We start from the raw sequence: 22,483 nt of genomic DNA, 5'->3' as shown, positions 1-22,483 counted from the left end.
ATAGTTGTACGGAAAAAGAGTGGGGAAAACACTTAAAGGTCAAGGCTTGTTTAGATTAGAACTCGTACAGATTATTACCAATACTTCGGAAAACGTCCACCTCGTAATTCATAGTATAAAACTCCTCCAGCGCGCATATACTGGCTATTATGTAATGCGTAAAGGAGGAACTGATATGGATAGTTTCCAATTATCAATGATTCAAAAAGCTATTCACCGTACGTATGATGAGCTCGGAAAAGAAGTGGATAGCCAAGGTGCGATTGTAGATGAAATACAAAAAGCACAAGAAGAATATTTGTCAGCTCTTTCACATGAAACAGCGATTGATAAACGGTATTTAAAGTCATTAATATAGAAGAAAATTTTCCTTTTTCGAAAGGAAAATTTTTTTTCGTGTATTTCTATGTATTGCAACAGGGGAAAGTGGCTGCACACATATGAGTAGCAGTTGCTATATCTTTTATAGAAAAACTTTTTGGTTGGAGGCTAAGGATGTTTACTGAGAAGAGATTACCATTTGAAGTAGGGAAACAAGACAATTTTTATGATAAGTTGAATGAGTGGATTGGAGATGTATTTTACGACATCCTTCCGGAAAAAGGCTTTGAAGAGCGTGATGAACAAATTTTTATGGCGTTTCAATTAGAGCGTGCTTTCCAAGAAAAGAAAGTTATGTTCGCAGAAGCGGGTGTAGGAACCGGGAAAACAATTGTATATCTTCTATATGCAATTTGCTATGCGCGTTATACTGGGAAACCAGCTATTATCGCTTGTGCAGATGAAACGTTAATTGAGCAGCTCGTAAAAGAAGAAGGGGACATTGCTAAATTATCTGAAGCATTAGGCTTATCGGTAGATGTAAGACTTGCGAAATCAATGGATAATTATTTATGCTTACGTAAACTTGAAGATGTTATGAGTGGACGAGCTCCAGAAGTAATTGAAGATGTATACTACGAATTACCACAGTTTGTATTTGACCACGGTACGATGCAAAACTTTACTCACTACGGTGATCGAAAAGAATTTCCACTTTTAAATGACGAGGAATGGTCAAAAGTAAATTGGGACTACTTCCAAGATTGCTTCACTTGTGATTCTCGTCATCGTTGCGGGCAAACTCTATCACGTGAACATTATCGTAAAGCGGCAGATTTAATTATTTGCTCTCAAGATTTCTATATGGATCATATTTGGACGTACGATGCTCGTAAGCGTGAAGGGCAAATTCCGTTATTACCAGAAAGCAGTTGTGTTGTATTTGATGAAGGACATCTTGTAGAATATGCAGCTCAAAAAGCTTTAACATATCGTTTAAAGCAAACGATGATGGAGCAACTTTTAACGAGATTATTACAAAATGATATTCGCGAGGAGTTTGCGCATTTAGTAGAAGAAACAATTTGGCAAACAGAGCGATTCTTTGATGTGTTACAAGAGAATAAAAAAGAAATTGCTGGTTCTGATCGTTTAGAAATTACTGTGACAGAAAAAGTAACGGCTGAAGCGAAGCGACTTTATGCGAAAATTGGTGAAGTCGGTGATGCATTAGTATTTGAAAGTGAAATGCATACAGTAAACACGTATGATTTAAATATCGTTGATGAACATTTAGATGTATTAGAGCATTCACTTCGTCTGTTTATGCACGAGAAAAATGTAATTACATGGGGTGAAGAAGGTGATGGAGCCTTCACGTTAGTAATTATGCCGCGTGCAGTTGAAGAAGTATTACAAGAGAAAGTATTCTCGAAGAAAATCCCGTATATTTTCTCTTCTGCTACATTATCTAACAACGATTCATTCGCATTTACAGCAAATAGCTTAGGGGTAAAAGATTACTTATCATTCTCAGTTGCCTCCCCGTTTGATTACGAAGAGCAAATGGCAGTAAACTTACTATCTCATACAAAAGAAAATGAATGGGAAAGAAAGTGTCAATATACACTTGAAAATATACAAAAAACAAATGGACGTACACTTGTATTATTCCGTACAACGCAAGAACTTGCAGCGTTTAAAGAATATGTAAGTAAAGAACAAATGTCAGTTCCGTTCCTATATGAAGGGGACCAAGAAATTAGTCAGCTTGTTTCTCGTTTCCAAAATGAAGAAGAGACTGTACTTTGTGCCGTTCATTTATGGGAAGGTTTAGATATTCCTGGTTCATCATTATCACATGTTATTATTTGGTCATTACCATTCCCTCCAAACGATCCTGTGTTTGAAGCGAAGCGTAAGCACGTAAATGATCCATTCTGGGATGTAGATGTACCATATATGATTTTACGTCTTCGTCAAGGGATTGGCCGTTTAATTCGTACGAGCGAAGATAAAGGTGCTATATCAATATTCTTATCTGATACAGAAGATGAGAAAGTGGTAGAAGCAGTGAAAAACGTACTACCAGTAGTAGGTAAAGAATTATAAGGAGAAAGCTTGGCGCTCGCCAAGCTTTTTTTCTATTATAAAAGGAATTTAGATTTTCATGTCGAATTAAGTTTGAGGTAGAAAAAGGAGGTTTTTATATAATGACAGTAGCTACATATGAAGTAGAAAAACAATTTTTAACATATGTGAAGAAGATACAAAATTACGGAGAAGCATTAAGCTTAATGTTTTGGGACTTGAGAACAGGGGCGCCTAAAAAAGGTGTAGACCAGCGTTCAGAAGTAATTGGCATGCTTTCATCAGAAGTGTTTGCTATGTCGACTTCAGATGAAATGGGAAATTATTTAACAGAGCTTGAAGATTTAATACGTGAAGACAAGCTTTCTGAAACGACGAAGAAAATGGTGGAAGAGTGCCGTAAAGAATATGATAGAAATAAGAAAATTCCACAAGCGGAATATGAAGCGTATGTGAAATTAGAAGCGAAAGCAGAAAGTGTGTGGGAAGAAGCTCGCGAAAAATCTGATTTCGAAATGTTCCGTCCGTATTTAGAACAAATCGTTGAATTTAAAAAGAAATTTATTACATATTGGGGTTATGAAACATATAAATATAATACATTATTAGATATGTATGAGCCGGGCATTACGGTAGAAGTGTTAGACCACGTATTTGGTCAACTTCGTGAGCGTATCGTACCGCTCGTAAAAGAAATATCGGATTCGCAAAAGAGATTAAAGACAAGTGCTTTATCAGAACATTTTTCAAAAGAAAAACAAAAAAACTTTACATTAGAGCTATTAAAGCAATTAAATTATGACTTTGAAGCAGGTCGTCTTGATGAAACGGTACATCCATTCGAGATCACATTAAATAGAGGGGATGTTCGTATTACGACACGCTATGACGAAAAAGATTTCCGTATGGCTGTGTTTGGCACAATTCATGAATGTGGTCATGCTGTATATGAACAAAATATTGCAGAGAAATTTGAAGGTACACCGCTATGTAGTGGAACATCTATGGGTATTCATGAGTCACAATCATTATTCTTTGAGAACTTTATCGGTCGTAATAAATCATTCTGGAAGAAAAATTATGATTTATTAAAAGAGTATAGCGATGGTCAATTCAATGATATATCAGTAGATGAGTTTTATGATGCAATAAATGAATCGAAGCCTTCATTTATTCGCATAGAAGCAGATGAGCTTACATACCCGCTTCACGTTATGGTTCGTTATGAACTTGAGAAAGAGTTATTTGATGGCACATTACAAGTGAAGGATTTACCAGCGGCTTGGAACGATAAAATGGAAGCATATTTAGGAATTCGTCCGGCTAACGATGCACAAGGCGTATTACAAGATGTTCACTGGGCTGGTGGTTCATTTGGATACTTCCCATCTTATGCGCTTGGTTATATGTATGCAGCGCAATTTAAGCAAAGAATGGTAAAAGACATTCCGAATTTTGATGCATTATTAGAAGAAGGAAACGTAACACCAATTCGTGAATGGTTAACAGAAAACATTCACCAATACGGTAAAACGAAAAAGCCACTTGAAATTTTAGAAGATGTAACAGGTGAAGGATTGAATGCAAATTACTTAGCAGATTATTTAGAAGCGAAGTATAGAGAGATTTACGAGTTATAAAAAAGGGCTGCTTACTTGCAGCTCTTTTTTTAAGGGGATAGAAAAATGGAGTATACTTATACAGTAATGGCGCAAGAAGAAGCAGAAGAAATTGCATACAACTGGCATTATGAAGGGAAATATTCCTTTTACGATATAGAGGCAGATGAAGAAGATTTAGCCGAATTTTTACAAGATGAGAGTAGAGGGGATCATACATTTTCTGTGAAGGAAAATGGCACTCTCATTGGTTATTTTACTGTTTGTAAAATAAATGATGGAACGGTTGATATAGGTCTTGGGATGAGACCTAATATAACTGGGAATGGATTTGGTTTACAGTTCATAAATGCTATACTAGCTTTTAGTAAAGAAAAATATGGATGCAAGTATATAACACTATCAGTAGCTACATTTAATAAAAGAGCGATTAAAGTGTATAAAAGGGCAGGGTTTGAAGCAGTTGGGACGTTTATACAGAAGACGAATGGTAGTTATTTTGAATTTTTGGAAATGAATTATATATGTAAAGATAACTAAAAAACAGAAGAGAGTTCTTCTGTTTTTTAGTTTAATGTTTTTTTTAGCAACTGTATTAACTTTCAGTTGCTAGCATGTGTATAGCTGCTTCATGCATGTCTTTCAAACCTGATACTTGAGCGTATTCAGCAACAGTGATGCTACTTGTTGTTAGAAGTTCGATAATATGTTCTTCCATTCTTGACCAAGTTTTACCACCAGCGTTGTCATAAGAGTGAATTAACTTTGTTAATCCATCTTTCCCAAAGAGTAGATAATGCGATGTGAAATCTATAGATACATCACCTATCCCTACTTCTGTCCAATCGATTAAACCAGTTACATTATTTTTTTTATCAATCAGAATATGACCTGGATGTATATCCCCATGCTTTACTCCCACGTGAGATGGCCAAAAAGAATCTTCAGCTAGCCATGCTTGCCAACGATCCCATAAGTTTTGATTAATATGGTATTGTTCCTTCACTCGATTCATCCTTTGTTGCATAGAAGTTCTTAATTCATTAGCCGTAAGAATTTCAACACCTATATTATTAAATTTTTGCTGAGGTAATGAATGTACATTCGCTAGAACTTTTCCTAATGAAATATAGTATTCGGTTGGTACATTCTTTTCATTAAAGTTCCATACATATCTTTGTTGTTCTATATCGATAGTAGCAGCAGGAAAGCCATTTAGTTGTTTATAAGCAATTAGTTCTTCAGAAAATATAGACCAATCAGGAACTTGGAATGCTGCATGTTTTTTCATAATTTCTAACGCTTCTTTTTCTCGTAAGGCATGTCTCATGGATTCTGGTCTACGAGGAATTCTTAGTATCCATTTATCTCCGTTTTGTTCTGTAACGTGTGCTACTTGAAAGTCAACGCCAGATTCATTGATTTCTATTGAATCTTCTAAGATATTTAGTCCTTTTTTATTTGCTAATTGTTTCACTTTAAATATATTCATTTTTATTTCCTCCAATTGTTTATTTTGATTTTAATGCTTTTATACGTTTTCTGTTACTAATCATCCTAAATACATCAATATGATTAAAGAAATGTAATCATAAAAAACCACAGACGGGCTTCTGTCTGTGGTTAAGAGTAAACGAGGATATAAGGAATAAACGTCTCTCTTTGTATGAAAAATATACGAAAAAAAGACAGATGTATATCTGCCTTTCTCCATGTGGAAAGTGTACTCTTCCGTTGAAGATTATTAAAAATGTGCAGACTAATCCCGTTTACTCTGCTTTATGAAAACAGAGCCTTTGAACATATTAAGTTACTTAGTGTTCAAAGTTTGCTGACGTAGTCTTCCTGCGTGCATCATCTTTAACAATCCTCCTTTTAATAGTATAGTAACAATATACTTTGTTTATAAGTAAACATCAACTAAAAATACTAGATGTAATATTAATTGAAAGTGTTGAAAGAGTATGTGTATCATTGAAATTTAGTAGCAAATAGTAGGTCTAGCAAGGAAGGTAGAGATAAGCATGATTACAATTAAAACGAAAAATGAAATAGATTTAATGCATGAATCTGGAAAGTTACTTGCTTCATGTCATAGAGAAATTGCGAAGATAATGAAACCAGGTATTACAACAAAAGAAATTAATACGTTTGTGGAAGCGTATTTAGAAAAACATGGTGCAACGTCTGAGCAGAAAGGGTACAACGGATATCCATATGCGATATGTGCATCTGTAAACGATGAAATGTGTCATGCATTTCCGGCCGATGTTCCTTTGACTGAGGGTGATATTGTAACAATTGACATGGTAGTAAACTTAAATGGTGGTCTTTCAGATTCTGCTTGGACGTATAGAATTGGAAAAGTTTCTGATGAAGCAGAAAAGTTATTACTAGTAGCCGAGAATGCTTTGTATAAAGGCATTGAGCAGGCGATAATCGGTAATCATGTAGGAGATATTGGTTATGCGATTGAAAGTTATGTAGCTGCTGAAGGTTTTTCTGTCGCAAGAGACTTTACGGGACATGGAATCGGTAAAAAAATTCATGAAGAACCAGCAATTTTTCATTTTGGGAAGCAAGGACAAGGGCCTGAGTTACAAGAAGGAATGGTAATTACAATTGAGCCAATTGTCAATGTAGGTATGCGATATTCGAAAGTAGATTTAAATGGATGGACCGCGAGAACGATGGACGGGAAATTATCAGCTCAATATGAGCATACAATTGCGATTACAGAAGATGGACCAATCATTTTAACGAAGTTATAATTGGGAATGAAAGAGTTTACAAAACTCGAACGAAAATGATGTTTTTATAAAATTTGTACGTGTTTTATGAATAAAAGCTTTTCAAAGTATAAAAAGTGCGTTATAATCCTTCTATAAAATAAATAGTTAGCTACACTCATATAATCGCGGGGATATGGCCTGCAAGTTTCTACCGAAGTACCGTAAATACTTTGACTATGAGTGAGGACGAATATATTTGCTTGTTTAGCATTCTTTTTTGCGAAACTCCAAAAGCGCGTCTCTCACTTGTAAAGAGTGGTGGCGGCTTTTGGAGTTTTTTTATTGCATAAGAGGGGGAACAAACATGAAAGTATTACAAGAAAAGATTTTGAACGAAGGAAAGGTTTTATCTGGTGATGTATTAAAGGTAGATGCATTTTTAAATCATCAAATTGATCCAGTACTTATGCAAGAAATCGGAAAAGAATTTGCTAAACGTTTTAAAGAAGAGAACATTACAAAAATCGTGACGATTGAATCTTCAGGTATTGCACCAGCAGTTATGGCTGCATTAGAGCTTGGTGTAAAAGTAATCTTTGCTAGAAAGCGTAAATCGTTAACGTTACAAGATAATATGTATGTTGCAAACGTATATTCATTTACAAAACAAGAAACGAATGAAATTTCGTTATCTCGAAATCATATTGATGAAAGTGATCGCGTTTTAATTATTGACGACTTTTTAGCAAACGGTCAGGCTGCTTTAGGTTTAATGAGCCTAGTAGAGCAAGCTGGAGCAAGTATTGCTGGACTTGGTATTGTTATTGAAAAAGCATTTCAAGATGGAGGAAAGAAGCTTCGTGAACAAGGCGTTCGTGTTGAATCACTAGCAGAAATTGCATCACTTCATAATAACGCAGTTACATTTGTACAGCAAGAAACTGCGGAGGTGAAATAAACGATGAAGCAACATCCAATTAAAATCGCATCGCTTGGTATGCAGCATATGCTTGCTATGTATGCTGGCGCAATTATCGTTCCGCTTATAGTGGGCGGCGGACTTGGTTTAAATCAAAAAGAGTTAACATATTTAGTCTCAATTGATTTATTAATGTGCGGCGTTGCGACAATTTTACAAGCATTATCAAATCGCTTTTTCGGTATTGGACTCCCAGTTGTACTAGGTTGTACATTTACAGCCGTTGGGCCGATGATTGCAATCGGAAAACAATACGGCGTATCCTCTATTTATGGAGCAATTATTGCTGCGGGGTTATTCGTTGTTATTTTTGCGAAATTATTTGGAAAGCTTGTAAAGCTGTTTCCACCTGTTGTAACAGGATCTGTCGTTACCGTAATTGGAGTTACACTTGTTCCAGCAGCAATTAATGATATGGCTGGAGGAGTAGGAAGTAAGGATTTCGGTAGTCTTGAAAATTTAGCATTAGCATTTGGTGTGTTACTATTTATTATCATTATGTATCGTTTCTTCGACGGATTTATTCGTTCAATCTCTATTTTACTAGGTCTATTGTTCGGTACAATCGTTGCAGCATTTATGGGGAAAGTAAGCTTGCAAGCGGTTGGAGAAGCGGATTGGTTCCATGGTATCCAGCCATTTTATTTCGGTACACCAACGTTTGAATTAACGCCAATTATTACGATGATTCTCGTTGCTTGCGTAGGGATTGTAGAAGCGACAGGTGTTTATTTTGCATTATCTGATATTTGCAATAAAAAGATTGGTGAAAAAGAATTAACAAAAGGGTATCGTGCAGAAGGATTAGCGATGGTGTTAGGTGGTATTTTCAACGCCTTTCCGTATACAACATACTCACAAAACGTAGGGCTTGTTCAATTAACTGGAGTAAGAAATCGCGTGATTATTTACACGTGTGGTGGTATGTTAATCGTTCTTGGATTCATTCCAAAAATCGCAGCTATTACAACAATCATTCCGAAATCAGTACTTGGCGGTGCGATGTTAGCGATGTTCGGTATGGTAATGGCATATGGTATTAAAATGTTAAGTAGCGTTGATTTTGGAAGACAAGAAAACTTATTAATCGTTGCATGTTCTGTTGGGATCGGACTAGGAGTTACTGTCGTTCCTACATTATTCTCACAACTTCCAGAAAGCATTCGTATTTTAACAGATAACGGAATCGTACTAGGAAGTGCGTCAGCAGTCCTTTTAAATATCGTATTTAATATGGTGCCACAGCGTAAAGTGAAAGTAAAAGAAGAGCCGGTGTCTATGCAAAGTGCGGTAAGAGAAGCGTAAAATTGATAAAAGGTTCAAATCGCATGCGATTTGAACCTTTTATTTTTGTGTTGTTTACGAGACCTTGCTTTTCTTTTTAAGTGGCATCATCTTTCCGTACGTACCAAGGCGCCATATATACTCAAGTGGCCCGTATTGGTAACGTGACAGCCACCAGCGGCTAATAAAGATTTGCAGCGTGTAGAAACCGATGCAAAATAGTGGTCCTACCCATAATGGAGCAAGATAATCATTTTTGAACAATATTCCGAATACAAGCAACGTAACAATTGTATGCGAGATATAATTTGTTAATGCCATTCGACCAACGTACTGGAACGGACGTAATATCTTTTGCCATTTTTCTTTTTGTAATAAACGCATGAGCGTGAAAATGTAGAATATGAATAATGTCTTTCCGCTTATCATCGTAATACCCATAAGTGAAAATGGTGTGTATGGCTGATTGTTCATAAAGAAGTAAACCATAATAAACCACATCGGTAATGTTAAAACAAACATAATAATTTGCCATTTCTTTAGTTTTGGATCTAATTCTTTCGCACGGCGGAAAATATCTTTTTTACCGGCATATAATCCGAGTAAAAACAATCCTAGTGTTTCAGGAAGCATAATAAGACTGTTACTTATTGCTTCAGAGTAGAAAGAATAGAATCGGTCTGTGATTTGTAAGCCCCAGTTTTCTAACGGCATAATTGCTGTGGAAAGGCCTAACTCCTCTACTGGCACGATTAACATGACAAGAGAACCTAATAATGTGAACAATTGCATGAAACTTAATAGTACAATTGACCATATTAAAATAGTACGTGGCTTTCTTTTGTAAAATAAAAATAAGAAAAACCCGGTAATTGCATAAGTATGTAAAATGTCTCCGTCCCATAAAAGAACGTAATGTAAGAAACCAAATAATAATAAAATAAGTAAGCGACGAACAAATAAAGTTTTTGGTCGATCTGTTTTCGCTTCAGCACGAGTCATAAAAATGTAAAATCCTAGGCCGAATAAAAACGAAAAGATAGTATAAAACTTTGTTTGAATAAACATATCGTAAAATAGACGGATATAGCTATCTAGCCCCTCGTAAACTCCTGTAATATCACGTGAGTCAATCCCGGCGATAACAGGCCAGTTCACAAGAAAAATACCAAGTACAGCTATTCCTCTAATAATATCGATGGAGTGTATCCTCTCGCCTTGTGAAATGTTTTGTGTCATTATTTTCCTCCTTGTTAAGTAATTCCCTTTTATTATACAAAATGTAAGATGGAGGGTATAGGGTGGATTTCCATTTTTTTTAACTATTAAGTTATGTAAGATGAGATATAATAAGAGTGCACAACAAGTTTTAATCTTCTTCAAAACAGGCAGTGAAGCTCCTTCTTATAAGGGGCTTTCTTTATGAAAAAGTGTTGATAATGATTCTCTTTAATGATAAAATGTATTCAAAAGTGATAATCATTATCAAAAAAGGTTGGTGCATGAGTATGGTATATGCATTAGTAGCAGGTACAGTCGCTGTATATGCAGTTATTGCAAAGTATGTTTTAAATGGAGTAGGAACAGCAAAATGAGTGATATTACATAAAATCCCTTTCATTTGTAAAAAGAATGAAAGGGATTTTTTATTTTTAATGAGAATATGCTGAAAATTTAGTATGATAGTAAAGTGAAAAGGTAATCAATGAGTAGGTGCATTTCTCATTGGTTATTAGCTTGCAAATAGCATATACATCTTGGATAAAGGGGAACAAGGGGATGACAAACATAGTACAGACAAACGGTATGAAAAAGCTTGTTTGTTTTTATGAAGAGTGGCAAAAACACGGCGATGCAGAGAATAGTTTAAAGTTGTTTGAAGTAATTCAAAAATATAAACGAGAGCAGCTTATGATAGCATTCTGCGGTCACTTCTCAGCAGGGAAATCAACGATGATGAATCATCTATATAAAGCGCAGTTGTTACCGACAAGTCCAATTCCGACAAGCGCTAACGTCGTTAAAATTGAAAAGGGATTTGATCGTGTTGTTGTAACGATTAAATCTGGAGAGCAGTACGAATATGACGGTGCATATTCAGCAGAAGAATTAAAACAAATTTGTAAAGATGGCGATGAGGTAATTGGTGTTCATATTTATCGGAATGATGCACCAATTCCTGAAGGTGTTATGTTAGTTGATACACCAGGGATTGATTCAACAGATGATGCCCATCAACTAGCGACAGAATCAACGCTGCATCTAGCAGACGTAATTTTTTATATGATGGATTATAATCACGTCCAATCGGAAGTGAATTTACAATTTGTTAAAGAATTGAAACAACGTAATAAAACGGTTTATCTCGTTGTAAATCAAATAGATAAACATAAAGAAAATGAATTATCGTTTGCAGATTATAGCGATAGTGTAAAACAATCATTCTCTAACTGGGATATTGAAGTAGATGGAGTTTATTATACATCATTACGAATGATGAACCATCCACATAATGAAATTGAAAAGCTAGAAACGTTAATTACTTCTATTATGAAAGAAAAAGAGCAGTATGTAAGAGATGGAATGGTGCGAGAAACAGAATATTTAATGGGGGAACATTTCTCGTTTATTCTTTCTGAAAATGAAAAAGCTCTTTTGAAATATGAGGAAGAGTTAGCATCACCGCTTTCCATTTCAGAAATAGTTGAAAAGAAAGAAGAGCTAACGGAAATGAAACATCGCGAGGCTAATAAAGAGTCTCAAATGAGAAATGAATTTATAAAAGGCTTACAAGCTATATTAGATAACGCGTATTTAATGCCATTTGAAATGAGAGAATTGGCAAATGCGTACTTAGAAACAAAATTAACAAAATTTAAAGTTGGTTTGCTATTTGCGAAAGGAAAGACTGAGCAAGAAAAACAGAGACGTTTAGATGCTTTTTATGCTGCTTTGCAAAAGACTGTCGAAACGCAACTTGATTTTCATGTGAAAGAATTTATTGTTGCCTTCTTAAAAGAAGAAGGGTTGTTTACAGAAGAGATTGGGAAAGACATATATGATTTAGAAATTGCTTTTGGACCAGAAATGTTAGCAGAAGTAATTAAACAAGGTGCAGGTTTCACAGGTGATTACTTACTTCTTTATACAGCGGATGTAGCGAATGAATTAAAGAAACGTTATTTTACAAAAGCACAGCAAATTTTTGATAAAAGTGCAGTCGTTTTAAAGCAAAAGGTAAAAGAAGCAGTTGATCGTATTGAAGAAGAGATTGAAACATATACGATGTTGCAAACGGCGAAAGAAACGAAATTGCAATACAGTAACAATTTGGAGGCATATGAAGGCTATTTACAAAATGTTTGGCATGATCGTGTTGCTACACCAGAAGGATTGCAAATAGAAGAGATATTGCAAAGTAAAAAACAAATTGTTAGTGAGAAATTCACACTACAAGAGCAGGAAATTGTAAATGATAACGTAACGGCTCGTGAGGAAGAGATAAAAGGAACGGCAGCTTTAAATATTCAGCGTATATTAGAGAAAGTGAAGAAAGCTGAAACGATATTAGAGCCATTGCCAGCGCTAAAACATGTACAGCAAGAGGTAATAGAAAAAAGGCGCCGTGTGGAAACGAAACAATTTACAGTAGCATTATTTGGAGCTTTTAGTGCTGGGAAATCATCATTTGCCAATGCATTGCTTGGTGAGAAAGTACTTCCAGTGTCACCAAATCCGACGACGGCAACGATTAATCAAATTTTGCCAGTTACAGAGGAAAAACCACACGGAACAGTAATGGTTCAATTTAAATCAAAGCAAGCCTTATTAGAAGATATGAAAGCTGTTTATAAGCTGTTTCATTATGAGATTACTACGTTAGATGAAGCGTTAGCACAGATTGATAAAGTTATGAAATACCCTTCACCAACTGGGAAGCAAAAAACAACATTTAGCTTTTTACGAGCAGTACAAAAAGGGTATGATACAGTTTCTGCACATTTAGGCGAGAAAGTACAAGTTACATTAGAAGAGTTTTCTGATTATGTAGCGAATGAAGAAAAATCTTGTTTTGTTGAGTACATGGAGCTTTATTATGATTGTGCATTAACAAGGCAAGGAGTAGCGCTTGTAGATACACCTGGAGCGGATTCTATTAACGCCCGCCATACAGACGTTGCGTTCCAGTATATTAAAAACGCAGATGCTATTTTGTTTGTCACGTATTATAATCACGTGTTCTCTCGTGCTGACCGTGAATTTTTAATTCAGCTCGGTCGTGTAAAGGATACTTTTGCTCTTGATAAAATGTTCTTCTTAATTAATGCGGCCGATTTAGCAGAGTCTGAAGAAGAACTTGAAATGGTAAAAGGTTATATCGCAGACCAGCTACTACAATACGGTATTAGAAATCCACGTTTATTTGCAATTTCAAGTTTATGTGCGCTTGAAGAGAAACAAGGAAAAAATATTGAGAAAGAGAAGTACGGTATTTTACAAAACTCTGGGATTACTAAGTTCGAGGAATCATTTACATCCTTTATGATGAGAGATTTAATGCTCGTATCTGTTCATGCTTTATATGGTGCATTGCAAGGGGCAGATCAGCTGTTAGTAAATATGATAAATGGTGCAAAGCAGGGGAATGAAGAGAAAGAGAAGCAAACGAAAAAATATGAAGCAGAGCGTGATCAACTACTTCATATTATTTCATCATATAGTGTGCTTGCTGAAGAACAGGCGATGCAAAATGAAGTGAAAGAATTGCTTTATTACGTGCAACAACGTCTATTCCTACGTTATAACGATGTGTTTACTGAATTTATTAATCCAGCATCACTTCGAACGGATGGAAATGTGAAAGTGCAGTTGCAGCAGTGTGTTATGGAATTAGTAGCATTTATTCAGCATGATTTATTACAAGAAATGCGTGCGACATCATTACGCCTTGAAAGATGGATAGATGAAGCGATGAAGCGTGCAAAGAATGAAATTGTGGTGAACTGTAAAGTAGAAAATGAATCAATTTCTATGAATGGAACAGTGGAATATGAATATAAAGATATTACACATAAAGAACCGTTTCCTTCAGTTGAAATAAAAGATTTCAAAAAAGCATTGGCACACTTTAAAAACGAGAAAAGCTTTTTTGAAAAGAATGACAAAGCCTTTATGCAAGAAGACGCTAAATCTGTATTAGAACCTCTCGTATCAAACTATGTAGCTGATGAAAAAGATTTATTTGTTCATCATTATAAGCAAGAGTGGGATTTGAAATGGAACTTATTCCAAAAAGTGATGCAGCAAGATGTGATGAATTATTATGAAAGTGTATTATTTGCATTGGCTGAAACGATTGATGTATCACTATATGAACAAAGTAAAGAACAATTGCAAAAGCAATTAGTAGAGATTGAAAAAGAAATGTATGTGATGTAGTCGTTATGAGAAAAAGATTCGTTCGATTTTCTTTTGTAGTACCGTATCTAAAGATTTGACAAATCCAGCAAATTCATCGGTAGAAATCATATGAGTAAGAACGAGTCGTCTGCCGTCTGGTGTTTCACCGCATAAGACGAACGAAGAAAATTCATATGTTTTATTTTCTACTACTAATTTTGGATAGGAATACGTGTCGCTCTTCTTCTTCTTTCCATCAATAGAGATGACGTTGCATTTTTTCTCATTGTTGTCCATGGTGAATCCCTCCTTTCTATTACTTATGGTAGACAAGGAGGGTTTAGAACAATAGAGAAGGGGGAATTTTTTATGACTGTTGTAATAGAACGTATTTCAAAAGAAGCTATACCGAAGTCTTTATTACTACTTGCTGATCCAAGTGAACAGCAAATTGGTGCATATGTACAAAGAGGATTAACATACGTAGCTAAGCAAGAGGATAATGTAATCGGTGTATATGTAATTTTGGAAACAAGGCCGAAGACGATGGAAATTATGAATATTGCGGTTGTAGAGCATTTGCAAGGAAAAGGGATTGGAAAGAAGCTAATAAGTCATGCTATAGAAACTGCTAAAGGATATGGTATGTCAAAACTTGAAGTTGGTACAGGCAATTCTAGTGTTTCACAACTTGCTTTCTATCAAAAATGTGGATTTCGTATTTTTTCTATTGATTTTGATTACTTTTCGAAGCATTATGAAGAAGAGATTATTGAAAATGGGATTGTATGCCGTGATATGTTTCGGCTTGCAATGGAATTAAATCAGAACGTATAACTTATTTAGGGGGAAGAGAAGATGGAAGTACATAAAGCAATTACAGCACATTCTCGTAAACAAAATGAAAGTGTAAAAGCATGTTTACAATTAGATGCGCAGCGTGAAGCAGCTATTGAAGCAGCCGTATCTCTTGCGTCAAATGGGAAAGAATTTTCGGTTGATGTCATTAATGTTGTAACGAAGCAAATTAATGCTCTTGCAAAAAATGGTGTTACACTAGAGCGTAAATATGTTACAAAAGAAATGGTTATGGAGTATGTAAGTCGTTTGAAAGAGAAAGAAGGTCGTTAAAGATGTTAGTTACAGTCGAATGGTTACGTGAGCATATAGAAGATGAGAACGTCCGTATAATCGATTGTCGTTTTGATTTAGCGAATCCTAATTGGGGTAGAGAAAAGTATGAGGAGGAACATATTCCTCATGCATTATATTTTGATTTGAATGTAGATTTATCAAGTCCTATAACAGAACATGGTGGTCGCCACCCGTTACCAAATATTGAGGAGTTTGCAGACAAGCTGTCGCGAGCTGGTATTGATGGACATACGACAGTGATTGCATATGACAGTGAAGCGGGTGCAAATGCTTCTCGTCTTTGGTGGTTATTAAACTATGTAGGACATGAGAAAGTATATATATTAGATGGTGGATTTCCAGCATGGAAAGAGAATGGACTACCGGTAACAACAGAAATTTCTGTTGCTAAACGAAAAGCATTCAAAGAAAATATACAAAATCATATGCTTGTAACGATGGAAACGGTGAGAGAGAATATCTATGCAGGTGCAGATGTTACGTTAATTGATTCTAGAGAGCCAAAACGTTATGCTGGTGTAGAGGAACTTGTTGATCCGAAAGCAGGACACATTCCAACAGCAGTAAATTATTTTTGGAAGGATGGAATGCTGCAATCAGGACAATTTAAGAATGAAGCTCAGCAACAAGAACGATTCCAAAATCTTTCGAAAGATAAGGAAACAATTGTATATTGTGGTTCTGGTGTTACAGCATGTCCAAATATCGTTGCATTGAAATTAGCTGGATTCCAAAATGTTAAATTGTATGCAGGTAGCTGGAGTGATTGGATTTCTTATCCAGAAAATCAAATTGCAAAAGAAGAAGATTAATCACTTGCATGCAAAAATAATTTGTATTAAAATAAGGTCACAAGCAAGAGATTGCTCGAAAAACTTTGTATTTTACACATTGGAAACAATGTGATAATATAACGACAAGTAAATAATACATCCTGCGGTGTACGTAACTTATTTATGTCTAAAACCGATGTTAGTTATACGGAAGCTCAATATTTAGTGACCATCATCAAGCCTTCCTTGTGGAGGAAGATGTACGGTAACTGTGAGGGCATCCACCTGCGAGTAGCGGGTTTTTGGACATTTACGAGGAGCGGCACGTGCGGGGGTCTTATTTCAACTAACATTATATAAAATTCCTACGGTGTACGTAGCTTATGCATGTCTTAAACCAATAAGTTTAATATGGAAGTTCAATATTTAAATGTAGCTAACATGCCATCTTTTTAAGAAGGAAGTTACAAACATTTGTGAGAGCATCCACCTGTGAGAGCAGGTTTATGGACATCTAGAGAGAACGGCATATGTGGGGCTATATAAAAACCTTACGTTTTATACGTAAGGTTTTTTTGTTGTATACATATATCCATGTTATCTTGATTCACCTGTGAAGTTTCCGTAATAAATATAGCATTTTCTGTCTTCATCAATTTCTCTTGAATCTAAAGTAAATTCCATATGCATGCCGTCTTGTTGAATATATATAATATCTGAATGCAGATATGGCAAGATTTCTTCATAGTTCCATACATCTTTACTTTCAATCAAGTTTGAACTTGTATCCTTTAGCTCTCTAATTTCAAAACCGATGTGGAAGTAAGTAGGATCTGAAGGATCGTTAGAGAAAGTTTCTTGTTGAATATATATAACTACTGTTCCATCTGGATCTACTGAAGTTGCAGTAACAACATATGTATTTTTATCTTTTATAAAATATTCACAAGTCATGCGTGCGATAATTTCAGAATTAGAAATATTTGTGTAATTCCATAAAGCAGGATACCCTTTTGTTTCATCATTAAGTCGATATTCTAAGCGCATTTCATCCCTCTTCTTCCTTTTTCTTCTACTTTATCATGGCTTCTTATATAATAGAAATATATTTTATAAAGGGGAGTGCGAAGGTGACAAAAACGAAATGGCTAGTAGGTGGTGTCGTAACGTCTTTAATGACTGGCACCTTATTTGGCTGCGCACAAGATTTACCCCCAAAACCGAATGATAAAAGTTGTTCAGATTGGGATTGGGATGATGAACTTGGGGTATGGCAGTGTGATGATAGTAGTTCAGGTTATCGTGGACATTATTTCTATGGCGGAACATACTATCAAAATAAATCCACTTTTAAAAATTCATCGGCATTTAAATCGTATCAATCGTCTGCGGAATTTAAAGGTGGAATTGGAAGCGGTTCAAAGGGAGGATTTGGGGGCTAACATATGTCGCAATACATAAGGGATCGAAAAGAGTTTTATTCAAAATATCAGGATTTCTGGTCGGATTTATATGAATGTGAGTATAGTTTGTTTCATGTTTTTCCTATAACAAATGAGACTATGAAACAATTACAAGTTGCAACTGAACGAATGGGGAAAATATTTTTTAAGACTGCTAGACTTTTGCGTAATTTAAGTGACGAACAGCTTCTTGAACTTGGATTTCCCCCCGCAAGCTTATCGTTCATTAGAATGAAAGGATTATATCCTGAATCTGTTATTTCACGATTTGATTTCGTTTTAACAGGCGATAACCAAATGAAAATGCTTGAGTTTAATAGTGATACACCTACCTTTATTATGGAATGCTTTCAAATGAATGGGGAAGTTTGTAAAAAGCTAGGTTATGATGATCCAAACTTAGGCCAAGAGCGATTGCTATCCTCTGGTGTTACAAAAGCTGTAATGGAAGCGACAAAGGGAATAGACAACCCAAATGTTGTTTTTACAGCGCATCATGAGCATATTGAGGATTGGAATACGACTATGTATTTAAGTCAGTTATGCCGTGTTGAAAATAAAGTCGTGCCAATGTCAGAACTTAGAATTACAAAAGATTCTTTAGTGGATAGGGATGGAGTGCAAATTGATGTTTTATATCGTCAAACATATCCGATAGAAGATTTAATTGAGGATCAAGATCCTGAAACAGGGGATTTGGTAGGTGTGGAGTTGTTGCAACTCGTAAAAGCCGGAAAGCTGTTTATTATAAATCCTTTGTCAGCATTTTTACTTCAGCCTAAATCAGTTCAGTGTCTTATTTGGGGATTAGCAGAAGAAGAGGTCTTTTATACAAATGAGGAACGACAGTGGATTAAAGAATATATGTTACCTACATATTTAGAACCAGATTTATTTTTAGGAAAAGGTTCTTTCGTTCAAAAACCTTCATTTGGTAGAGAGGGAGACACGATTACCATTCGTGATAAGGACGAAAATATTATGATTCAAAATGCACACCAAACGTATAAAGCGTCACTGCCGATATTTCAAAAGTATACAGAACTTCCAGTCGTATCTTTGGAAACAGAGAAAGGGATGGAGAAACTGTCGTATGTGTTTGGTTCGTTTTTAATTGCAGGAAAAGCAAGTAGTATCGGTATTCGTGCTGGTGAAAAAATTACGGGGAATGAATCGTACTATTTACCAGTAGGTATAAAAAAGGAGGAAGTATATGATTAATTTTTTATTATATTTAGCAGTAACACTTGGTCTTTTATGCATAGGTCTTTTCCTGATGGAAGTGACAACGAAAGTAAAAGAATTTAAGTTAATGGCCCAAGGGAATAAGGCAGTAAGCTATGTACTTGGAGGGCGATTACTGGGGTTAGCTATTGTTTTATATTCAACAGCAGCTAATTCCATTTCACTTCTTGATATGGTTTCGTGGGGAGCGGTTGGGATTTTGGCTCAAATTATCGTCTTTTATTTAGCTGAGTGGCTTACACCACGCTTTAATATAAATAAAAGTCTTGAAGAAGATAATCAAGCGGTCGGTCTTTTTCTTATGTTTTTATCGCTTTCAATTGGGATTGTAATTGCTGGTTGTATAACTTATTAAAAACTTTACGTTTAAACGTAAGGTTTTTATTTTTACTAATTTTAAAATATGTGCTTCATTCATTTGATACGTAGAAAGAGAAATAGTATGTATATGAGAGGGAGTTGTTGTAATAAGGAAAAGATTCCATTCAAGGTGTTGACATCTATTTTAAATAAGAGTAACATTTTCTATGTAATAAAAATAAGTCTCTGTTAGGTGAGGCTCCTGTATAGAGAAATGCTACTGCCCAAAAATGTCGAGAGACGCCAATGGGTCAACAGGAATGATCGAATTAAGGTTTTTCTTAATGTAGCTGGTAATGTACCTATGCTATACAGTGCTAAAACTCGGCGAGGGAGAGGTCCGTAGATTTCTAATTGTATTAGGAATCGTTTATTTGTGTATGTCATGGCCTTTACTCTTTTCGGAGTAAGGGTCTTTTTGTTACAAAGCTATGAGTAATTTCATAGTATAAACTATAAAATAAAACGAGGAGGTGAGGAGCATGTCAAATTCTGACTCGGTTCCGTTACCCATATACTTCAAATCAAAAATATATGATGTAGGCAGGAAACGACTTGTTCCTCCCTCTATATTTATCATCATGTAGCGTTTATATGTATGTTTAGGCGCTAGACACTTTCACCGTAAAGTGGATAAATTGAGAAACAAAGCGTTTCTTCCTACGTTGTAAAGGAGGAGACGATAATATGTTATATGCAAACAAAACTGTGGGTAACACGTCATATAAATTAAGCAAAAAATCAATGAAAGAACAAACGATGCTTCAAAAAAATAAAGATTTATTAATTGAAATCGCAACGAGAGATGTAAAATCTGTATTTGCGTATTTTAAAACAACAAGAGATGGATTATCTATGAAAGAGGCACAAAAACGTATTCAAGTATACGGCCGAAATGAATTAACTTCAAAAAGAGCTCGTATTGCAGAAGTGATGATGAAGCTAGGTGGAATGATCCCAGGTTTTTCAAAACAACATGTGAGAGATGGATTACAATGTGAGAAGATTACTGTGTCTCGAGTAGAATGTTCTAGTGTAACAGGTTTAAACGGTGAATTAAAAATGATGGATTTGCCAGTACAAGAGCTTGTTCCAGGAGATATGATTTTCCTTTCAGAAGGTGATACAGTACCAGCAGATGTACGTATCATTTATGCAAATGATCTATTAGTAAATGAATCTGTGCTAACAGGAAACGATGCAAGTATTGAGAAATTTGAAAGTTGCTATCATCTTGAACGCAAACGATTTATTCCTTTGAAAAGAATGAAAGACTATAATCCACTTGAACTTGAAAATGTATGTTTCAAAGGGACGTATATTGTTAGTGGAAATGCAAAAGCTGTAGTAGTTTCAACTGGGAAAAATACGTATACAGGGATTCTTCATACTTGTTGTAGTAAAACGTCTTAATGTGTAAATGATGCTAAATATACAAAAACAATGTATAATAGACAAAGTTGAAAAACGTAGAATGGTAATCTATTTATATAACCTTACGTGATGACGTGGGGTTATTATTTTTTTTGGTAGGAGAGGAATTATGAAAAAAGTATTATTAGTTGATGGTATGGCACTATTATTTCGTGCTTTTTATGCAACAAGTGTCTACGGGCAGTTTATGAAACGACAAGATGGTACCCCTACAAACGGGATTCATGGTTATATGAAACATTTATTAACGGCAATGCAAGCAATTGAACCGACACACATCGTAACATGCTGGGATATGGGAAGTACAACATTTAGAACAGAGTCGTTCTCAAATTATAAAGCGAATCGTGCAGCGCCACCTGAAGAATTAATTCCGCAATTTGATCTAGTACAAGAAATGACTGCGAAATTATCTGTTCCAGTTATCGGCATGAAAGGGTATGAAGCGGATGATTGTATCGGTACACTAGCAAAACAATACTGCAATGAAGCGAAAGTTTATATTTTAACAGGTGATACAGATTTACTTCAGCTTGTTGATAAGAACGTTACAGTTATGCTTCTGCGCAAAGGAATTGGAAATTACGAGTATTACACACCAGAGAAAATTATGGAAGAAAAAGGTGTAGAACCGTGGCAAATCGTGCATGCGAAAGCTTTCATGGGAGATACGAGCGATAATTACCCAGGTGTAAAAGGTATCGGTGAAAAAACAGCGTATAAGCTTATTCAAGAACATGGTACAGTAGCAACTGTACTAGAAAATGTGGCATCATTAACGAAAGCGCAACGTACGAAGATCGAAAGTGATTTAGAGAATTTAAATATTTCATTACAATTAGCGCAAATTCATTGTGAAGTTCCAATTTCATGTTCACTAGAAGAAGGATTACACACAATAGATGAAGAAAAACTACGATTCGTTTGTGAAGAAATGAATTGGGGAAGACCTGAAATGTTAATCAATATGCTGTAAATAGTTTGGAAAGAAGGATGTTGCATAAGTCGAACTTAGACTAGGTGACACCTTCTTTTTTATTTTGAAAAAAAGAATTTTAGTAGATGAAAGTATATGGAATGCAGCTTAAAATATATAAATATTTCGACAAGGTAAATTGATATAAGATGATGCAAATGGCGATTTATGTAATTGAATGAAACGACTATAAAATTGTTTTAGGAGACTCTTTTTTGAGTGTTCACAAAGTTGTCAGAAAATAAACGGAATTTTCATATGAAGTTCAAATGGAATTCACAACAATCAATTATTATAAGAACAACCAGATAATTCTTTATCTTTTATATAAATCATCCCCCAAGGAGGACAATGAAAATGAGAAAAAAAGTGAGAAAATCTTTTAAACAATTATTAATTGAAAATAAACAATCACTATTAAATAATAAAGAAAATATGAAAGAAATTGAGGAACGAATTGAGAAACGACATGTAGCATATAGTGGTGCTAGTAATTAAATAAAATAAAAAATGCTATTCCTATCTTTAATCTTGTAAATATACAAGATATTTTTATAGTGCTTTTCTAGCAATCTTTTTCATTTTTCGAGGTTGAAATTGGTATATACCAATTAAAGGGATTAACTATTCATAATATTACAAAAAAAATGT

The 22,483-nt window shown here is 35.1% G+C and carries 21 protein-coding genes, 2 other RNA genes and 2 riboswitches; of the genes, 19 read left to right on the top strand and 4 right to left on the bottom strand.

Annotation, left to right across the window (positions count from 1 at the left end):
* The first annotated feature begins 175 nt into the window (after positions 1 to 175).
* From QCI47_RS20050 to QCI47_RS20035, 4 genes are all read left to right on the top strand, one after another.
* Positions 176 to 358 carry a DUF3921 domain-containing protein gene (locus QCI47_RS20050; RefSeq protein WP_000376895.1) on the top strand — a complete coding sequence of 61 codons (183 nt, stop codon included), beginning with the start codon at positions 176 to 178 and terminating at the stop codon, positions 356 to 358.
* Positions 359 to 495: 137 nt separating this feature from the next.
* Complete coding sequence (locus QCI47_RS20045; protein ID WP_061130700.1) at positions 496 to 2,433, top strand: ATP-dependent DNA helicase; 1,938 nt, start codon at positions 496 to 498, stop codon at positions 2,431 to 2,433.
* A gap of 101 nt (positions 2,434 to 2,534) precedes the next feature.
* The gene (gene ypwA, locus QCI47_RS20040; protein WP_000215095.1) at positions 2,535 to 4,052 is read left to right on the top strand and encodes a carboxypeptidase; all 1,518 of its coding nucleotides are present in this window, start codon (positions 2,535 to 2,537) and stop codon (positions 4,050 to 4,052) included.
* Positions 4,053 to 4,097: 45 nt separating this feature from the next.
* A complete protein-coding gene (locus QCI47_RS20035) occupies positions 4,098 to 4,571 on the top strand; it encodes a GNAT family N-acetyltransferase (protein ID WP_061130699.1) in 474 nt (157 codons plus the stop codon).
* A gap of 55 nt (positions 4,572 to 4,626) precedes the next feature.
* Here the strand turns inward: QCI47_RS20035 and mphL are convergent, their stop codons facing one another.
* Positions 4,627 to 5,523 (bottom strand): macrolide 2'-phosphotransferase MphL, encoded by an 897-nt coding sequence (gene mphL / locus QCI47_RS20030; protein WP_309422604.1) that lies wholly within the window; start codon positions 5,521 to 5,523, stop codon positions 4,627 to 4,629.
* 532 nt (positions 5,524 to 6,055) lie between these two features.
* Here mphL and QCI47_RS20025 point away from each other — a divergent pair.
* From QCI47_RS20025 to pbuX, 3 genes are all read left to right on the top strand, one after another.
* A complete protein-coding gene (locus tag QCI47_RS20025; RefSeq protein ID WP_000628427.1) occupies positions 6,056 to 6,802 on the top strand; it encodes a type I methionyl aminopeptidase in 747 nt (248 codons plus the stop codon).
* A 116-nt stretch (positions 6,803 to 6,918) separates the two neighbouring features.
* Positions 6,919 to 7,020: riboswitch (purine riboswitch) on the top strand.
* Positions 7,021 to 7,127: 107 nt separating this feature from the next.
* Positions 7,128 to 7,721, top strand: a complete 594-nt coding sequence (locus QCI47_RS20020) for a xanthine phosphoribosyltransferase (RefSeq protein ID WP_061130697.1) — start codon at positions 7,128 to 7,130, stop codon at positions 7,719 to 7,721.
* A 3-nt stretch (positions 7,722 to 7,724) separates the two neighbouring features.
* Positions 7,725 to 9,047 (top strand): xanthine permease PbuX, encoded by a 1,323-nt coding sequence (gene pbuX / locus QCI47_RS20015; protein WP_000809240.1) that lies wholly within the window; start codon positions 7,725 to 7,727, stop codon positions 9,045 to 9,047.
* Positions 9,048 to 9,101: 54 nt separating this feature from the next.
* Here the strand turns inward: pbuX and QCI47_RS20010 are convergent, their stop codons facing one another.
* Complete coding sequence (locus QCI47_RS20010; RefSeq protein ID WP_000193095.1) at positions 9,102 to 10,265, bottom strand: DUF418 domain-containing protein; 1,164 nt, start codon at positions 10,263 to 10,265, stop codon at positions 9,102 to 9,104.
* Between the two features lie 540 nt (positions 10,266 to 10,805).
* Here QCI47_RS20010 and QCI47_RS20005 point away from each other — a divergent pair.
* Positions 10,806 to 14,465, top strand: coding sequence for a dynamin family protein (locus tag QCI47_RS20005; RefSeq protein ID WP_061130696.1), 3,660 nt, complete (start codon positions 10,806 to 10,808; stop codon positions 14,463 to 14,465).
* 3 nt (positions 14,466 to 14,468) lie between these two features.
* On the opposite strand, the gene QCI47_RS20000 is transcribed toward QCI47_RS20005, so the two are convergent.
* Positions 14,469 to 14,723 (bottom strand): DUF3931 domain-containing protein, encoded by a 255-nt coding sequence (locus QCI47_RS20000; protein ID WP_000369740.1) that lies wholly within the window; start codon positions 14,721 to 14,723, stop codon positions 14,469 to 14,471.
* Positions 14,724 to 14,795: 72 nt separating this feature from the next.
* Between QCI47_RS20000 and QCI47_RS19995 the strand changes: the two genes are divergently transcribed.
* From QCI47_RS19995 to ssrS (QCI47_RS19975), 5 genes are all read left to right on the top strand, one after another.
* Positions 14,796 to 15,263, top strand: a complete 468-nt coding sequence (locus tag QCI47_RS19995) for a GNAT family N-acetyltransferase (protein ID WP_000219273.1) — start codon at positions 14,796 to 14,798, stop codon at positions 15,261 to 15,263.
* Between the two features lie 21 nt (positions 15,264 to 15,284).
* Positions 15,285 to 15,557, top strand: coding sequence for a YpbS family protein (locus QCI47_RS19990; protein ID WP_000451811.1), 273 nt, complete (start codon positions 15,285 to 15,287; stop codon positions 15,555 to 15,557).
* A gap of 2 nt (positions 15,558 to 15,559) precedes the next feature.
* Entirely contained in the window at positions 15,560 to 16,393 is an 834-nt protein-coding gene (locus QCI47_RS19985) for a sulfurtransferase (protein WP_074542997.1), read from the top strand.
* A gap of 116 nt (positions 16,394 to 16,509) precedes the next feature.
* Positions 16,510 to 16,692, top strand: a non-coding RNA gene (ssrS, locus tag QCI47_RS19980) — 6S RNA.
* A gap of 21 nt (positions 16,693 to 16,713) precedes the next feature.
* A non-coding RNA gene (ssrS, locus tag QCI47_RS19975) (6S RNA) lies at positions 16,714 to 16,897 on the top strand.
* A 54-nt stretch (positions 16,898 to 16,951) separates the two neighbouring features.
* Here the strand turns inward: ssrS (QCI47_RS19975) and QCI47_RS19970 are convergent.
* Complete coding sequence (locus QCI47_RS19970; protein ID WP_229142945.1) at positions 16,952 to 17,401, bottom strand: hypothetical protein; 450 nt, start codon at positions 17,399 to 17,401, stop codon at positions 16,952 to 16,954.
* 83 nt (positions 17,402 to 17,484) lie between these two features.
* Between QCI47_RS19970 and QCI47_RS19965 the strand changes: the two genes are divergently transcribed.
* The 6 genes from QCI47_RS19965 to QCI47_RS19940 all read left to right on the top strand — a co-directional run bounded on the left by QCI47_RS19965 (position 17,485) and on the right by QCI47_RS19940 (position 22,330).
* Positions 17,485 to 17,796, top strand: a complete 312-nt coding sequence (locus tag QCI47_RS19965) for a hypothetical protein (protein WP_000169022.1) — start codon at positions 17,485 to 17,487, stop codon at positions 17,794 to 17,796.
* Between the two features lie 3 nt (positions 17,797 to 17,799).
* Entirely contained in the window at positions 17,800 to 19,038 is a 1,239-nt protein-coding gene (locus tag QCI47_RS19960) for a glutathionylspermidine synthase family protein (protein WP_000084961.1), read from the top strand.
* Positions 19,031 to 19,417, top strand: coding sequence for a DUF350 domain-containing protein (locus QCI47_RS19955; RefSeq protein WP_000606860.1), 387 nt, complete (start codon positions 19,031 to 19,033; stop codon positions 19,415 to 19,417). Before QCI47_RS19960 ends, QCI47_RS19955 begins: the two co-directional genes overlap by 8 nt.
* A gap of 183 nt (positions 19,418 to 19,600) precedes the next feature.
* Positions 19,601 to 19,766: riboswitch (M-box (ykoK) riboswitch) on the top strand.
* A gap of 343 nt (positions 19,767 to 20,109) precedes the next feature.
* Positions 20,110 to 20,835: a P-type ATPase actuator domain-containing protein gene (locus QCI47_RS19950; RefSeq protein WP_000964968.1), complete on the top strand. Its 726-nt coding sequence runs from the start codon at positions 20,110 to 20,112 to the stop codon at positions 20,833 to 20,835.
* A 130-nt stretch (positions 20,836 to 20,965) separates the two neighbouring features.
* Positions 20,966 to 21,832, top strand: a complete 867-nt coding sequence (locus QCI47_RS19945; protein WP_076873281.1) for a 5'-3' exonuclease — start codon at positions 20,966 to 20,968, stop codon at positions 21,830 to 21,832.
* Positions 21,833 to 22,189: 357 nt separating this feature from the next.
* Positions 22,190 to 22,330: an FbpB family small basic protein gene (locus QCI47_RS19940; protein ID WP_001228048.1), complete on the top strand. Its 141-nt coding sequence runs from the start codon at positions 22,190 to 22,192 to the stop codon at positions 22,328 to 22,330.
* The last annotated feature ends 153 nt before the right edge of the window (positions 22,331 to 22,483 follow it).

The organism is Bacillus cereus group sp. RP29, assembly GCF_040459765.1.
Taxonomy (GTDB): domain Bacteria; phylum Bacillota; class Bacilli; order Bacillales; family Bacillaceae_G; genus Bacillus_A; species Bacillus_A paranthracis.
Note: the sequence above shows the minus strand (reverse complement) of the source record. Positions and strands in the feature narration are given on the sequence as shown.

Coding starts and splice junctions, on each gene's coding strand:
- QCI47_RS20050 (WP_000376895.1), top strand. CDS start 176: ATGGATAGTTTCCAATTATCAATGATTCAAAAAGCTATTCACCGTACG.
- QCI47_RS20045 (WP_061130700.1), top strand. CDS start 496: ATGTTTACTGAGAAGAGATTACCATTTGAAGTAGGGAAACAAGACAAT.
- ypwA (WP_000215095.1), top strand. CDS start 2,535: ATGACAGTAGCTACATATGAAGTAGAAAAACAATTTTTAACATATGTG.
- QCI47_RS20035 (WP_061130699.1), top strand. CDS start 4,098: ATGGAGTATACTTATACAGTAATGGCGCAAGAAGAAGCAGAAGAAATT.
- mphL (WP_309422604.1), bottom strand. CDS start 5,523: ATGAATATATTTAAAGTGAAACAATTAGCAAATAAAAAAGGACTAAAT.
- QCI47_RS20025 (WP_000628427.1), top strand. CDS start 6,056: ATGATTACAATTAAAACGAAAAATGAAATAGATTTAATGCATGAATCT.
- QCI47_RS20020 (WP_061130697.1), top strand. CDS start 7,128: ATGAAAGTATTACAAGAAAAGATTTTGAACGAAGGAAAGGTTTTATCT.
- pbuX (WP_000809240.1), top strand. CDS start 7,725: ATGAAGCAACATCCAATTAAAATCGCATCGCTTGGTATGCAGCATATG.
- QCI47_RS20010 (WP_000193095.1), bottom strand. CDS start 10,265: ATGACACAAAACATTTCACAAGGCGAGAGGATACACTCCATCGATATT.
- QCI47_RS20005 (WP_061130696.1), top strand. CDS start 10,806: ATGACAAACATAGTACAGACAAACGGTATGAAAAAGCTTGTTTGTTTT.
- QCI47_RS20000 (WP_000369740.1), bottom strand. CDS start 14,723: ATGGACAACAATGAGAAAAAATGCAACGTCATCTCTATTGATGGAAAG.
- QCI47_RS19995 (WP_000219273.1), top strand. CDS start 14,796: ATGACTGTTGTAATAGAACGTATTTCAAAAGAAGCTATACCGAAGTCT.
- QCI47_RS19990 (WP_000451811.1), top strand. CDS start 15,285: ATGGAAGTACATAAAGCAATTACAGCACATTCTCGTAAACAAAATGAA.
- QCI47_RS19985 (WP_074542997.1), top strand. CDS start 15,560: ATGTTAGTTACAGTCGAATGGTTACGTGAGCATATAGAAGATGAGAAC.
- QCI47_RS19970 (WP_229142945.1), bottom strand. CDS start 17,401: ATGCGCTTAGAATATCGACTTAATGATGAAACAAAAGGGTATCCTGCT.
- QCI47_RS19960 (WP_000084961.1), top strand. CDS start 17,800: ATGTCGCAATACATAAGGGATCGAAAAGAGTTTTATTCAAAATATCAG.
- QCI47_RS19955 (WP_000606860.1), top strand. CDS start 19,031: ATGATTAATTTTTTATTATATTTAGCAGTAACACTTGGTCTTTTATGC.
- QCI47_RS19950 (WP_000964968.1), top strand. CDS start 20,110: ATGTTATATGCAAACAAAACTGTGGGTAACACGTCATATAAATTAAGC.
- QCI47_RS19945 (WP_076873281.1), top strand. CDS start 20,966: ATGAAAAAAGTATTATTAGTTGATGGTATGGCACTATTATTTCGTGCT.
- QCI47_RS19940 (WP_001228048.1), top strand. CDS start 22,190: ATGAGAAAAAAAGTGAGAAAATCTTTTAAACAATTATTAATTGAAAAT.